This is a genomic window from Salinivibrio sp. AR640 (assembly GCF_001995405.1).
Classification (GTDB): Bacteria; Pseudomonadota; Gammaproteobacteria; order Enterobacterales; family Vibrionaceae; genus Salinivibrio; species Salinivibrio costicola.
The window spans coordinates 1-14304 of the sequence record NZ_MUFD01000022.1 but is presented as its reverse complement, the minus strand read 5'-3'; the positions used below and the strand labels follow the sequence as shown (position 1 = coordinate 14304).

The following is a 14304-nucleotide window of genomic DNA, read 5'->3' as shown; positions in this document are numbered from 1 at the left end:
TAATTTTCAGCCGGCCTTATATAGTGCCATTCATTCGCTGATCGATCACGAGGACACCGATCATGCTGAGAAAACTTGAACGTACCAAAGCCCAATGGAGCGGTTACGACGAGGTTATTGATTACTGGCTTGAGTTACGCCGCCAATTATTGGTGGAGTATTACAATGTGGCCGGCGTGGCCGCCAAAAAAAAACAATCGCTGCCAACGAAAGCAGAACTCGATAATTTTTGTGATCATCTTGTCGACTATATTTCGACCGGCCACTTCAAGATCTACAACATGGTCATGGAGCGTTGGCAGTCAACAGGGTTCGCGGCGACGAAAGAGACCGATAACCTTTATTATCGCATCGTTGATACGACAGACCCTCTGTTAGACTTTAATGATAAATTCAGTGCGGTAGACTTGGACGACGAAGATTATGACGCCACCGATTTTGACCAAGATATGTCTGCAATTGGTGAGTGGCTTGAGCAACGTTTTGAGTTGGAAGATACTTTAATTCGATTGATTGCTGACAGTCTGGCTCACCCGCCGGGCGCCTAAAACGCATCACCTAATATCAATAGAAACGCCGCCTCTTGAGATGCGGCGTTTTTTGTGCGCTGAATGAACACAAAAACAAAAGGCATCTCCGAAGAGATGCCTTTTTATTCGACTTAGCTTATCGCGCTAATTATTTCACTCGCTTAGCTGTCGTCGTTCAAGCCCGCATTAAGCAACGCCGCTAGGTCTTGTGATGCTTGCTCTGCATCGACCTGAGGAGCGACTGGCTGCTCTGGCTCTGCACGCTTAGCTTGACGGTCTTTGTGATACGCGAAGCCAGTACCGGCTGGGATCAGACGACCCACGATCACGTTTTCTTTCAGACCGCGCAAGTCATCACGCTTACCTGCCACCGCGGCTTCTGTCAGCACACGCGTGGTTTCTTGGAACGAAGCCGCTGAGATAAAGGACTCAGTCGCCAACGATGCTTTGGTAATACCCAAGAGATCACGGCCAAATGTAGCTGGCTGCTTACCTTCGATTTCAAGATCACGGTTAGCAATCATGACACGAGAGTATTCAACCTGCTCGCCTTCCAAGAACTCAGTATCACCTGCAGACTTAATCGTCACCTTACGCAGCATCTGACGAACAATCGTCTCAATGTGCTTATCGTTGATCTTAACGCCTTGCAGACGGTAAACGTCTTGTACTTCGTTGGTGATGTATTCCGCCACCGCATGGATACCACGCAGACGTAGGATGTCGTGTGGTGATTCTGGACCATCTGCGATCACATCACCTTTCTCGACTTTTTCACCTTCGAAGACGTTGAGCTGACGCCACTTTGGAATCATCTCTTCGTACGCTTTACCTTCTTCTGGTGTGATAACCAGACGACGCTTGCCTTTGGTTTCTTTACCAAAGGACACCGTACCGGTGATCTCTGCCAGAATCGCTGGCTCTTTCGGCTTACGCGCTTCAAACAGGTCAGCAACGCGAGGCAAACCACCGGTGATATCCTTGGTACCGCCGCTTTCTTGCGGGATACGCGCTAGGGTGTCACCAATGCCAACACTCGCACCGTCATCCAGTTGCACGATGGCTTTACCTGGCAAGAAGTATTGAACCGGCATATCAGTACCCGGTACCATCACATCATTACCTTGCGCATCCACCAGCTTCACCGCAGGACGCTTGTCTTTACCGGATGTTGGACGCTCTGAGGCATCCATGACCACGATAGAAGATAGACCCGTTAGCTCGTCAGTTTGACGTTGCATGGTCGCGCCATCAATCATATCCACGAAGCGAAGGCTACCTTCTACCTCAGTGATGATTGGCATGGTGTGTGGGTCCCAGTTAGCGACTACGTCACCAGCTGCCACGGCTTCGCCGTCTTGCTTGCCAAGGATTGCACCATAAGGCACTTTGTAGCTTTCTTTGGTACGGCCAAACTCATCAACAATGGTCATTTCTGTCGCACGCGAGGTAATCACGAGCTTACCGTCGCTGTTGGTAACAGATTTGGCATTGTGCAGGTGCATAGAACCTTTGTTCTTCACCTGGATGTTGTTTTCTGCCGCTGCACGCGATGCTGCACCACCGATGTGGAACGTACGCATGGTCAGCTGTGTACCAGGCTCACCGATAGACTGTGCTGCAATAACACCGACAGACTCACCGTGATTAACCAGGTGACCACGAGCCAGGTCGCGACCATAACAGTTGGCACAACAACCAAAGTCGGTTTCACAGGTTACAACAGAACGCACTTTCACTTTATCGACGGAATGATGCTCAAGAATGTCACACCATTTTTCGTCCAACAGCGTGTTGCGTGGTGCCAGGACTTCTTCCGAGCCAGGCTTGAGCACATCTTCTGCCACAACACGGCCTAGAACACGCTCACGCAGGGCTTCTTTAACGTCACCACCTTCGATAACCGCCATCATGTGGATACCGCCTTGGGTACCACAATCGGTTTCGGTCACTACCACGTCTTGCGCGACATCGACCAGACGACGCGTCAGATAACCTGAGTTCGCGGTCTTCAGTGCCGTATCCGCCAGACCCTTACGGGCACCGTGCGTTGAAATAAAGTACTGAAGTACGTTCAGACCTTCACGGAAGTTCGCGGTGATTGGCGTTTCGATGATGGAGCCATCCGGCTTCGCCATCAGACCACGCATACCCGCTAGCTGACGGATCTGTGCGGCAGAACCACGTGCACCTGAGTCAGCCATCATGTAGACGCTGTTAAACGATGTTTGAGTTTCTTCTTCGCCATCACGGTTAATCACTGTCTCGGTAGACAGGTTATCCATCATCGCTTTGGCAACTTGTTCGTTCGCAGCCGCCCAGATATCGATCACTTTGTTATAGCGCTCGCCGGCCGTCACTAGGCCTGACTGGAACTGCTCTTGAATTTCCGCGACTTCAGCTTCAGCAGCTTCGATCAAGTCGTACTTCGCTTGTGGGATCACCATGTCGTCGATACCGACAGACGTGCCCGACAGCGCTGAATACGCAAAACCTGTGTACATGATTTGGTCAGCGAAGATAACAGTATCTTTCAGACCCAGCTTGCGGTAGCAGGTGTTTAGCAAGTTAGAAATTTGCTTTTTACCTAATGGCTGGTTCACCAAGTCATACGGCAAGCCGTCAGGAACAATGGTCCATAGCATGGCACGGCCCACGGTGGTATCCACCAATGACACTTTTTCCGTGCGTGTACCCATCTCATCGATGTCGATTTGCTTGATACGTACTTTTACACGGCTGTGCAGTTCAGCATGACCGGTACGGTATACTTTTTCTGCTTCACCTGGACCAGCCAGGTACATGCCTTCGCCTTTGCCGTTGACCTTTTCACGGGTCATATAATAGAGACCCAATACCACGTCCTGCGACGGAACGATGATAGGGTCACCAGACGCTGGCGACAGAATGTTGTTGGTTGACATCATCAACGCACGCGCTTCCAGCTGAGCTTCCAGCGTTAGCGGCACGTGAACAGCCATTTGGTCACCATCGAAGTCAGCGTTATACGCCGCACACACCAACGGGTGCAGCTGGATCGCTTTACCTTCGATAAGCACAGGTTCAAACGCTTGGATACCCAAACGGTGAAGTGTTGGTGCACGGTTAAGCATCACTGGGTGTTCACGGATGACATCATCCAAGATATCCCATACGACCGCTTCTTCGCGCTCAACCATCTTCTTAGCGGCTTTGATAGTGGTCGCTAGACCACGAGTCTCAAGCTTGCCGTAGATAAACGGTTTAAACAGCTCTAGTGCCATTTTCTTTGGCAGGCCACACTGATGCAGACGCAAGTATGGACCCACGGTAATCACCGAACGGCCAGAGTAATCAACACGTTTACCCAGCAGGTTCTGACGGAAACGCCCCTGCTTACCTTTGATCATGTCAGCCAGTGATTTCAGCGGACGCTTGTTCGAGCCGGTAATGGCGCGACCACGACGGCCGTTATCCAGCATGGCATCGACAGACTCTTGCAGCATACGCTTTTCGTTACGCACGATAATATCTGGCGCAGCAAGATCAAGTAGACGCTTCAAGCGGTTGTTACGGTTAATCACACGGCGGTACAGGTCGTTGAGATCCGAGGTCGCAAAACGACCACCATCCAACGGGACCAATGGACGCAGATCGGGCGGCAACACAGGCAGCACGGTCAAAATCATCCACTCAGGGTTGTTACCTGATTGTAAGAAGGACTCAACCAGCTTCAAACGCTTGGTGATCTTCTTACGCTTGGTCTCAGAGTTCGTCTCTTCGAGCTGTTCACGCATTTGCTCTGTCTCAACCGACAGATCCATGTTCGCGAGCAGTGCTTTGACTGCTTCTGCGCCCATACGCGCGTCAAATTCGTCGCCCCACTCTTCGAGTGCGTCTAAATATTGTTCTTCAGACATCATCTGACCGCGCTCTAGGCTGGTCATGCCTGGTTCAATAACAATATACGACTCAAAGTAAAGCACACGTTCGATGTCACGCAGTGGCATGTCCATCAACAAGCCGATGCGCGATGGCAGCGACTTCAGGAACCAAATGTGGGCAACAGGAGAAGCAAGCTCAATGTGACCCATGCGCTCACGGCGCACTTTGGTCTGAGTGACTTCAACGCCACATTTTTCACAAATGACGCCGCGGTGTTTGAGGCGCTTATACTTACCACAAAGACACTCATAGTCTTTGACCGGGCCAAAGATACGTGCACAGAACAAACCGTCACGTTCAGGCTTAAAGGTACGGTAGTTGATGGTTTCTGGCTTTTTCACTTCACCAAACGACCATGAACGAATCATGTCCGGTGAGGCAAGACCGATTTTGATCGAGTCAAATTCTTCGGTCTTATGTTGTGCTTTCAGAAACTTAAGTAAGTCTTTCACAATCGGCTCCTGTGAGGAGTTGACCCATAAAGGCGCTGACAGGCAGCGCCTTCATATTCTTACCGGAGAGAGTAGCTCGAGGCTTACTCGTCTTCCAGCTCGATGTTGATACCCAACGAGCGGATTTCTTTCAGTAATACGTTGAAAGATTCCGGCATGCCCGGCTCCATACGATGGTCGCCATCTACGATGTTTTTATACATCTTAGTACGGCCATTAACGTCATCCGACTTCACGGTGAGCATTTCTTGTAGGGTATAGGCAGCACCGTATGCTTCCAGAGCCCAAACTTCCATCTCACCGAAGCGCTGACCACCGAACTGTGCCTTACCACCCAACGGTTGCTGCGTCACCAAGCTGTAAGAACCGGTTGAACGGGCGTGCATCTTGTCGTCAACCAAGTGGTTCAGTTTCAGCATGTACATGTAACCCACGGTTACCGGACGCTCAAACTTCTCACCAGTGCGGCCATCGTACAGGTCAAGCTGACCAGACTCAGGCAGATCACCCAATTTCAGTAGTTCTTTAACAATTGGTTCAGGCGCACCGTCAAAGACAGGAGACGCTGTCGGCAGACCATCACGCAGGTTTCCGATTAAGGTGCGTACTTCTTCGTCAGTCAGTTGGCTAATGTCCACTTTCTGACGGGTATCACCGAGATCGTAAACCTTCTGCAAGAACTCACGGAATTTCGCCAGTTCTTGCTGCTCTTTGAGCATGCGGTTGATCTTGTCACCAATCCCTTTCGCTGCCAGACCCAAGTGTGTTTCTAGGATCTGACCGATGTTCATACGCGAAGGTACACCCAACGGGTTCAGCACTAAGTCGACGGGTTCACCAGATTCGTCGTAAGGCATATCTTCGATCGGGTTGATCTTCGAGATAACACCTTTGTTACCGTGACGACCAGCCATTTTATCACCTGGCTGGATGCGACGTTTAACCGCAAGGTACACTTTAACGATCTTCAACACGCCTGGCGCAAGGTCATCACCTTGGGTGATCTTGCGACGTTTGGTGTCAAATTTCTTGTCAAAGTCAGCTTTGATTTCGTCGTACTGCTCGGCAAGCTGCTCTAGCTGCGTTTGCTGGGCTTCGTCGTCTAGTGTCTGCGTCAACATGGTCTGACGATCCATGTTGGCTAATTGACTATCAGTGTAACCGGCTTGAGAAAGCAGTGTGCGAACACGTGCCATCAGACCACCTTCAAGGATAGAGAACTCCTCGGTTAGGTCTTTTTTGGCTTCTTTCAGCTGCATTTCTTCGATTTCGAGTGCACGTTTGTCTTTTTCAACGCCATCGCGAGTAAAGACTTGCACATCGATAACCGTACCAGATACACCATTAGGAACACGCAATGATGAATCTTTTACGTCAGAGGCTTTTTCGCCAAAGATTGCTCGTAGTAGCTTCTCCTCTGGCGTCAGTTGTGTTTCGCCTTTTGGCGTCACTTTACCGACCATGATATCGCCGCCTTTGACTTCGGCCCCGATATATACAACCCCAGATTCATCCAGCTTAGACAGTGCCGCTTCACCCACGTTTGGAATATCCGCGGTAATTTCTTCACTGCCCAGCTTGGTATCACGCGCCACACAAGAAAGCTCTTGAATGTGAATAGTGGTTAAACGATCTTCCTGAGCTACACGCTCAGAAATAAGGATGGAATCCTCAAAGTTATAACCGTTCCACGGCATAAACGCGATGCGCATGTTCTGGCCGAGTGCTAGCTCACCCAAATCGGTTGATGGTCCGTCAGCCAAGACGTCACCTTTGGCGACTTCATGGCCTGGCATCACAGTTGGACGCTGGTTAATACAGGTGTTCTGGTTTGAACGTGTGTATTTCACCAAGCTGTAGATGTCGATACCCGCTTCGCCTGATACCAGCTCATCTTCATTCACTTTCACTACGATACGTGATGCGTCGACCGACTGAATGGTACCACCGCGTTTCGCTACCGCTGTCACACCCGAGTCAACCGCCACATTACGCTCGATACCTGTTCCCACGAGCGGCTTTTGCGCGCGCAGTGTCGGCACTGCCTGACGTTGCATGTTCGCGCCCATCAAGGCACGGTTAGCATCATCATGCTCAAGGAACGGGATCAGTGAGGCTGCCACCGATACGACCTGGTTGGTCGCAACGTCCATGTACTGGACATGATCACGTGGGTGCAAGCCTGACTCACCGGTTTCACGCGCGGTGATCAGTTCATCAGTGAAGGAGCCATCTTCGTTCAACGCAGCGTTCGCCTGCGCAATCACGTAGTGACCTTCTTCGATCGCTGACAAATAATCAATTTGATCGGTCACTTTACCGTCAACAACTTTACGGTAAGGTGTTTCTAGGAAGCCGTAGCCATTACAACGTGCAAAGGCAGACAGTGAGTTAATCAGACCGATGTTCGGTCCTTCCGGTGTTTCAATCGGACACAGACGACCGTAGTGGGTGGCATGAACGTCACGCACTTCGAAACCTGCACGCTCACGCGTCAGACCGCCTGGACCCAATGCAGAAATACGACGTTTGTGCGTCACTTCTGACAACGGGTTATTTTGGTCCATAAACTGTGACAGCTGTGAAGAGCCAAAGAACTCTTTAACTGCCGCAGAGATAGGCTTAGCGTTAATTAAGTCTTGTGGCATCACACTGTCGAGATCGCCCAAGCTCAAACGCTCTTTTACTGCACGCTCTACACGTACTAGACCTACACGGAACTGGTTTTCTGCCATTTCGCCCACAGAGCGAATACGGCGGTTACCCAGGTGATCAATGTCATCAACTTCACCAATACCATTTCGGATATGGATGAGTTTACGCATCACCTCGATAATGTCTTCTTTGCTCAGAACGCCTGGGCCAGTCAGATCATCACGACCCAGAGAGCTGTTAAACTTCATACGACCCACAGATGATAGGTCGTAGCGATCGTCTGAGAAGAACAGACTTTCGAACAGTTGCTCTGCCGCTTCACGCGTTGGTGGCTCACCAGGACGCATCATGCGGTAAATTTCAACTAACGCCGTCAAGCGATCCGTTGTATTGTCGATACGCAGGGTATCTGACATGTACGGGCCGTGATCCAGGTCATTAGTGAACAGGGTTTCGATACGTTTGTGACCTGCTTGCGACAACTGCGCCAGTGTCTCCAGACTTAACTCTTGGTTAGCCGAGACAATCACTTCGCCAGTTTCCTGGTTGATATATTCACGTGCAGAAATCTTGCCCGCAATATACTCCACCGGCACTTCGATGTGATCAACGTTATCTTTCGTCAACTGACGGATATGACGCGCGGTAATTCGACGGCCTTGCTCAACGTAAACTTTACCGTCGGCTTCAATGTCGAAATTTGCCGTTTCGCCACGTAGACGATCAGGCACCAACTCCATCACCAGAGATTTGCCCTTCACTTCGAAAACGACTTTTTCGAAGAATAGATCCAAGATCTCTTCAGTTGTGTATTCCAGCGCACGCAGAATAATAGAAGCCGGCAGCTTACGACGACGATCGATACGAACGTATACGATATCCTTAGGATCAAATTCGAAATCCAACCATGAACCACGGTATGGGATCACGCGTGCGTTATATAGCACTTTTCCTGAGGAGTGGGTTTTACCCTTATCGCTGTCGAAAAAGACGCCCGGACTACGGTGCAGCTGGGATACGATAACCCTCTCAGTACCATTGATGACAAAGGTACCATTTTCAGTCATGAGCGGAATTTCGCCCATATAGACTTCTTGTTCTTTGATGTCTTTTACGGTACCAGCCGGGGCTTCCTTATCAAACATCACCAAGCGCAGTTTCACGCGCAGTGGGGCCGAATAGGTTACGCCACGAATTTGGCATTCTTTGACATCGAAAACTGGCTCACCGAGACGATAGCTAACGTATTGCAGCTCGGAATTGCCGTTGTAGCTCTGAATTGGAAAAACAGAGCGAAAGGCAGCTTCAAGACCGTATTGCCCTTCTGGATCCTGCTCGATAAAGTTCTTAAAAGATTCAAGCTGGATCGACAGCAAGTATGGCACGTCCAGAACTTGAGGACGCTTACCAAAATCCTTACGGATACGCTTTTTCTCGGTATAAGAGTAAACCATAGGGTTCCTCAGCTCGCTGATAAGTGACCCAAACTGTCCGATAAAACAAGGACAGTGACTAAACAACCACCGTTTAGTGTAGGAAAATCAAAGCGCGTGCTTTGATCTTTTTTGCATGGTCAGCAGTGATAAAACGGGGTGGAAATTTCACTACTGCCCTACAGCGCAAAAAGGCCGGTGGCTTTCTAGCCACCAGCCAATGCCCTTTCAGGCTAGGAAATTAAGTATAAATTACTTAACTTCAACAGAAGCACCAGCTTCTTCTAGCTGAGCTTTAAGCGCTTCAGCTTCTTCTTTCTCAACACCTTCTTTCAGAGGTGCTGGCGCGCCGTCAACAAGCGCTTTCGCTTCTTTCAGGCCTAGACCAGTTGCGCCACGTACCGCTTTGATTACTGATACTTTGTTCGCACCAGCTTCAGTTAGGATAACGTCAAATTCGGTTTGCTCTTCAACAGCAGCGCCTTCGCCAGCACCACCAGCAACAACTGCTGCTGCAGCTGATACGCCGAATTTTTCTTCCATAGCTTCGATAAGCTCAACAACTTGCATTACAGACATGTCTGCAATTGCGTCTAGGATTTGCTCGTTAGTGATAGACATAACAATTCTCTTTAAAGTCAACAATAAAAGGATTAAGCAACCAGATTAAGCGGGCAATTAGGCCGCGTCTTTTTGGTCGCGAACAGCGGCGATAGTACGAACCAGCTTGCCGGCAGAAGCTTCTTTCAAGCCCATCATTAGGCGTGCAATTGCTTCGTCGTACGTTGGCAGTGTCGCCAATACCTCTGGGTCAGTGATCACGCCTTCGAATGCAGCAGATTTAACCTCAAACTCGTTGTTTTCTTTAGCGAAGTCTTTAAAAAGACGCGCAGCAGCACCTGGGTGCTCGTTAGAAAACGCAATCAGAGTTGGGCCAACAAAAGTGTCTTTCAGACACTCGTAGTCTGTGCCTTCAACTGCACGGCGAGCCAGTGTATTACGAACAACTTTCATGAAAACGCCCGCTTCACGCGCTTGTTTACGTAGAGAAGTCATCGCATCCACGGTTACACCGCGAGAATCAGCAACTACTGCAGACAGGGCACCACTGGCAGCTTCGTTGACTTCAGCAACAATTGCTTTTTTGTCTTGAAGGTTTAAAGCCATTTGGATTTGCTCCTGGATTGTTTAACACCACTCCCCACATAGCGTAGAGAGAGCTTTTACGGTGCAGATCCAAGAAAGACGAAAATCTATCATGTTCTGGCACCGTCTACGTAGGAGAGATTAAGTTCGCTATGAACACCTACGGTCTTGGACGAAGTTTGCCGCAGCAAACTCAGCCATAAAATTGCCAAGCGAGAGAGTATAAACTACTCGCTCGCTTGTCGCAATTAGTTAACGCTTGCGTCCAAAGAGTTCTGGTCTAATGAAACACCAGCACCCATAGTGGTCGACAGGCTAACTTTCTTAATGAAAGTACCTTTTGCTGAAGTTGGCTTCGCCTTCTTCAGTGCAACCAACAGCGCTTCAAGGTTCTCTTTTAGGCTGTCAGCGTCAAAGTCTACTTTACCGATAGTAGTATGAACGATACCGTTCTTATCGTTACGATAACGAACCTGACCTGCTTTCGCGTTCTTAACCGCTTCAGCAACGTTAGGAGTTACAGTACCTACTTTCGGGTTTGGCATCAGGCCGCGTGGACCTAGGATAGTACCTAGCTGGCCAACAACGCGCATTGCGTCTGGTGAAGCGACGACAACGTCAAAGTTCATTTCGCCTTTCTTCACTTGCTCAGCAAGATCTTCCATACCCACGATATCTGCACCCGCTTCTTTCGCAGCGTCTGCATTCGCACCTTGGGTGAATACTGCAACACGGATATCACGGCCAGTACCGTTCGGCAGTACAGTTGCACCACGAACGTTTTGGTCTGATTTACGTGCATCGATGCCAAGGTTGACAGAAACATCAACACTTTCAACAAATTTTGCAGTCGCCAGTTCCTTAAGTAGAGCAACGGCTTCGTTGATGTCGTACTCTTTGGTCACATCAACTTTTTCGCGGATTACGCGCATGCGCTTAGTCATTTTAGCCATTGTCTTAACCCTCTACGTTCAGGCCCATTGAACGGGCAGTACCCGCAATGGAGCGTTTCATCGCTTCGACGTCCGCACCCGTCATGTCTGCCGCTTTGGTTTCTGCGATCTCTTGGATCTGAGCGTCAGTAACGGTACCCACTTTTTCAGTGTTCGGACGACCTGAACCAGACTTAACACCGGCTGCTTTCTTAAGCAGAATCGCCGCTGGTGGGGTCTTGGTTACGAAGGTGAAAGAACGGTCACTATATACAGTGATAACAACAGGAGTTGGTAGACCTTTCTCGATAGATTCAGTCTTCGCGTTAAACGCTTTACAGAACTCCATGATGTTCACACCGTGTTGACCTAGAGCAGGACCAACCGGTGGCGATGGGTTAGCTGCACCCGCTGCAACCTGCAGCTTGATGTAAGCTTGTACTTTCTTAGCCATTATTCAATTACCTAATTTTGGGTACTAACGTCTATCTTGCGACAGACTTCCCGTTTAACAAAAGGGCGCGAAATTATAGTCAAATTTCGCGCCCTTGCCAACCGTTAGCGGTGCTTTTTTGATCAGGTTTTTTCTACCTGGCCAAATTCAAGCTCTACCGGTGTTGCACGGCCGAAGATAGACACTGAAACTTTAAGGCGGTTTTTATCGTAGTCGACTTGTTCAACCACGCCGTTAAAGTCTGCAAATGGGCCTTCAGTAACGCGTACCACTTCACCTGCTTCAAATACAGTTTTATGCACCGGAGACTCGCTCGCTTTTTCAAGGCGATTGAGGATAGAGTCCGCTTCTTTATCAGAAATTGGAGCTGGGCGATCAGAGGTGCCGCCGATAAAGCCCATCACACGTGGCACACCACGTACTAGGTGCCACGACTCATCGTTCATCACCATTTGGACGAGCACATAACCTGGGAAGAATTTACGTTCGCTTTTACGACGTTGACCTTGGCGCATTTCAACCACTTCTTCGGTTGGCACCAATACTTCCCCGAAATAGTCTTCCATTTCGTGCATCTTGATATGTTCGCGCAATGATTGCGCCACACGGCTTTCAAAACCAGAGAAAGCCTGAACCACATACCAACGTTTTTTGGGAGCTTCGCTCATGTACTTTTACCTCACACGCCAGTGATTAGGCGGACTAGACGGACCATGATTCCGTCAACGCCCCACAAGATGAGCGCCATAACGACAGTAACAGCCAGAACGATGAGAGAGGTTTGCAAAGTCTCTTGGCGCGTAGGCCAAATGACTTTACGCACTTCCATACGCGATTCGCGTGCAAACGTGATCGCAGCTTTTCCTTTCATCGTGAGTGCAGCCACACCGCCAGCAGCGGCAACCAACACCACTACAGCAGCAGCTCGCACTACTACAGACACATCACTGTACAGGCTATTCCCTACCACGGCTGCGGCCAATAGGACAAAAACAACACCCCACTTGAGGATGTCCATCGAACCGGATTGGGTCTCAGCGTTCGCTTTCATACATTCTACCTGTAACAAGTCTACATAGACGGCAGTGCCTATAACAGCATACGGTCAGTATTCTGCAAGGCACGTGGTGATCTTATCTCTCGTTAGAGGGTGATACGATCACTAAAGTCCGCGCTGACCGACCACTAGTGGCGAAAATCACGCCAATAGGAGTGTCAAACGCAGAAAAAGGGCATCAAATGATGCCCTTTTTACTAGTGTTTCGTCAAATCATTATTCAACGATGTTGGCAACAACACCAGCGCCTACAGTACGGCCACCTTCACGGATAGCGAAACGTAGGCCTTCGTCCATCGCGATTGGGGCGATAAGCGTTACAACCATCTTAATGTTGTCACCAGGCATAACCATCTCAACGCCTTCTGGCAGTTCGATAGTACCGGTCACGTCAGTTGTACGGAAGTAGAACTGTGGACGATAACCTTTGAARAACGGCGTATGACGGCCGCCTTCGTCTTTACCTAGTACGTATACTTCTGATTCGAACTTGGTGTGCGGAGTGATTGAACCAGGCTTCGCCAGTACTTGACCACGCTCAACTTCGTCACGCTTAGTACCACGCAGAAGAACACCAACGTTCTCACCCGCACGGCCTTCGTCTAGAAGCTTACGGAACATTTCAACACCANAACGGCGTATGACGGCCGCCTTCGTCTTTACCTAGTACGTATACTTCTGATTCGAACTTGGTGTGCGGAGTGATTGAACCAGGCTTCGCCAGTACTTGACCACGCTCAACTTCGTCACGCTTAGTACCACGCAGAAGAACACCAACGTTCTCACCCGCACGGCCTTCGTCTAGAAGCTTACGGAACATTTCAACACCAGTACAAGTGGTCTTGGTGGTGTCTTTCATGCCTACGATTTCAACGTCGTCACCCACGGTGATGATGCCTTGCTCAACACGACCAGTTACAACAGTACCACGGCCTTGGATTGAGAATACGTCTTCGATTGGYAGGATGAACGGCTTGTCGATCGCACGCTCTGGCTCTGGGATGTAAGAATCCAGGGCTTCAGCAAGTTCAACAATCTTCTGCTCCCACTGCTCTTCACCGTTCAATGCACCCAGTGCAGAACCTTGAATTACTGGGCAGTCGTCACCTGGGAAGTCATACTCTGAAAGTAGCTCACGGACTTCCATTTCAACCAGCTCAAGCAGCTCTTCGTCATCAACCATGTCACATTTGTTCATGAACACGATGATGTTTGGAATACCAACCTGACGACCTAGTAGGATGTGCTCACGGGTCTGTGGCATTGGGCCATCAGTTGCCGCAACAACCAGGATACCACCGTCCATTTGCGCCGCACCGGTGATCATGTTTTTCACATAGTCAGCGTGTCCTGGGCAGTCAACGTGTGCGTAGTGACGGTTTGGCGTATCGTACTCAACGTGAGACGTTGCGATGGTGATACCACGATCACGCTCTTCTGGCGCATTATCGATTGACGCGAAATCACGCGCAGCACCGCCGTATACTTTTGCAAGTACAGTACAGATAGCTGCAGTCAGCGTAGTTTTACCATGGTCAACGTGGCCGATAGTACCAACGTTAACGTGCGTTTTCGTACGTTCAAATTTTTCTTTAGACACGATCGTCTTCCTTCCTAGTTGTGAGTTAAGGGGCTTTGCCTAATAACTCAGAAGTCAGTGTTTGATGCCGGTGATCGCACCGGCATCAGGACCAAAATAATTAGCTACGCTCAGCACTTAG

The 14304-nt window shown here is 49.6% G+C and carries 9 protein-coding genes and 2 pseudogenes; 1 reads left to right on the top strand and 10 read right to left on the bottom strand.

Going from position 1 to position 14304, the window contains the following annotated elements; genetic code table 11:
• Window positions 1-62: 62 nt before the first annotated feature.
• Entirely contained in the window at window positions 63-548 is a 486-nt protein-coding gene (locus tag BZG75_RS11315; RefSeq protein ID WP_025744442.1) for an Rsd/AlgQ family anti-sigma factor, read from the top strand.
• 143 nt (window positions 549-691) lie between these two features.
• On the opposite strand, the gene rpoC is transcribed toward BZG75_RS11315, so the two are convergent.
• From rpoC to tuf, 10 genes and pseudogenes are all read right to left on the bottom strand, one after another.
• Window positions 692-4906 (bottom strand): DNA-directed RNA polymerase subunit beta', encoded by a 4215-nt coding sequence (gene rpoC / locus BZG75_RS11310; protein ID WP_077486505.1) that lies wholly within the window; start codon window positions 4904-4906, stop codon window positions 692-694.
• 83 nt (window positions 4907-4989) lie between these two features.
• Entirely contained in the window at window positions 4990-9015 is a 4026-nt protein-coding gene (gene rpoB / locus BZG75_RS11305) for a DNA-directed RNA polymerase subunit beta (protein WP_077577029.1), read from the bottom strand.
• Between the two features lie 231 nt (window positions 9016-9246).
• A complete protein-coding gene (gene rplL / locus BZG75_RS11300; RefSeq protein ID WP_025744444.1) occupies window positions 9247-9615 on the bottom strand; it encodes a 50S ribosomal protein L7/L12 in 369 nt (122 codons plus the stop codon).
• 57 nt (window positions 9616-9672) lie between these two features.
• A complete protein-coding gene (gene rplJ / locus BZG75_RS11295) occupies window positions 9673-10161 on the bottom strand; it encodes a 50S ribosomal protein L10 (protein ID WP_025744445.1) in 489 nt (162 codons plus the stop codon).
• Between the two features lie 227 nt (window positions 10162-10388).
• Window positions 10389-11093, bottom strand: a complete 705-nt coding sequence (gene rplA / locus BZG75_RS11290; protein ID WP_025744446.1) for a 50S ribosomal protein L1 — start codon at window positions 11091-11093, stop codon at window positions 10389-10391.
• A 4-nt stretch (window positions 11094-11097) separates the two neighbouring features.
• The gene (gene rplK / locus BZG75_RS11285; RefSeq protein WP_025674743.1) at window positions 11098-11526 is read right to left on the bottom strand and encodes a 50S ribosomal protein L11; all 429 of its coding nucleotides are present in this window, start codon (window positions 11524-11526) and stop codon (window positions 11098-11100) included.
• 122 nt (window positions 11527-11648) lie between these two features.
• Window positions 11649-12194: a transcription termination/antitermination protein NusG gene (nusG, locus tag BZG75_RS11280; RefSeq protein ID WP_025744447.1), complete on the bottom strand. Its 546-nt coding sequence runs from the start codon at window positions 12192-12194 to the stop codon at window positions 11649-11651.
• An 11-nt stretch (window positions 12195-12205) separates the two neighbouring features.
• Window positions 12206-12577, bottom strand: a complete 372-nt coding sequence (secE, locus tag BZG75_RS11275) for a preprotein translocase subunit SecE (RefSeq protein ID WP_025744448.1) — start codon at window positions 12575-12577, stop codon at window positions 12206-12208.
• Between the two features lie 222 nt (window positions 12578-12799).
• A pseudogene (locus BZG75_RS11270) lies at window positions 12800-13213 on the bottom strand (EF-Tu/IF-2/RF-3 family GTPase); the annotation flags it as partial.
• A 4-nt stretch (window positions 13214-13217) separates the two neighbouring features.
• A pseudogene (tuf, locus tag BZG75_RS11265) lies at window positions 13218-14183 on the bottom strand (elongation factor Tu); the annotation flags it as partial.
• Window positions 14184-14304 lie beyond the last annotated feature (121 nt).

Excerpts from the sequence above, each read along its gene's own strand:
- rpoB (WP_077577029.1), bottom strand. The coding sequence starts at position 9,015 with ATGGTTTACTCTTATACCGAGAAAAAGCGTATCCGTAAGGATTTTGGT.
- secE (WP_025744448.1), bottom strand. The coding sequence starts at position 12,577 with ATGAAAGCGAACGCTGAGACCCAATCCGGTTCGATGGACATCCTCAAG.
- rplA (WP_025744446.1), bottom strand. The coding sequence starts at position 11,093 with ATGGCTAAAATGACTAAGCGCATGCGCGTAATCCGCGAAAAAGTTGAT.
- BZG75_RS11315 (WP_025744442.1), top strand. The coding sequence starts at position 63 with ATGCTGAGAAAACTTGAACGTACCAAAGCCCAATGGAGCGGTTACGAC.
- nusG (WP_025744447.1), bottom strand. The coding sequence starts at position 12,194 with ATGAGCGAAGCTCCCAAAAAACGTTGGTATGTGGTTCAGGCTTTCTCT.
- rplL (WP_025744444.1), bottom strand. The coding sequence starts at position 9,615 with ATGTCTATCACTAACGAGCAAATCCTAGACGCAATTGCAGACATGTCT.
- rplK (WP_025674743.1), bottom strand. The coding sequence starts at position 11,526 with ATGGCTAAGAAAGTACAAGCTTACATCAAGCTGCAGGTTGCAGCGGGT.
- rplJ (WP_025744445.1), bottom strand. The coding sequence starts at position 10,161 with ATGGCTTTAAACCTTCAAGACAAAAAAGCAATTGTTGCTGAAGTCAAC.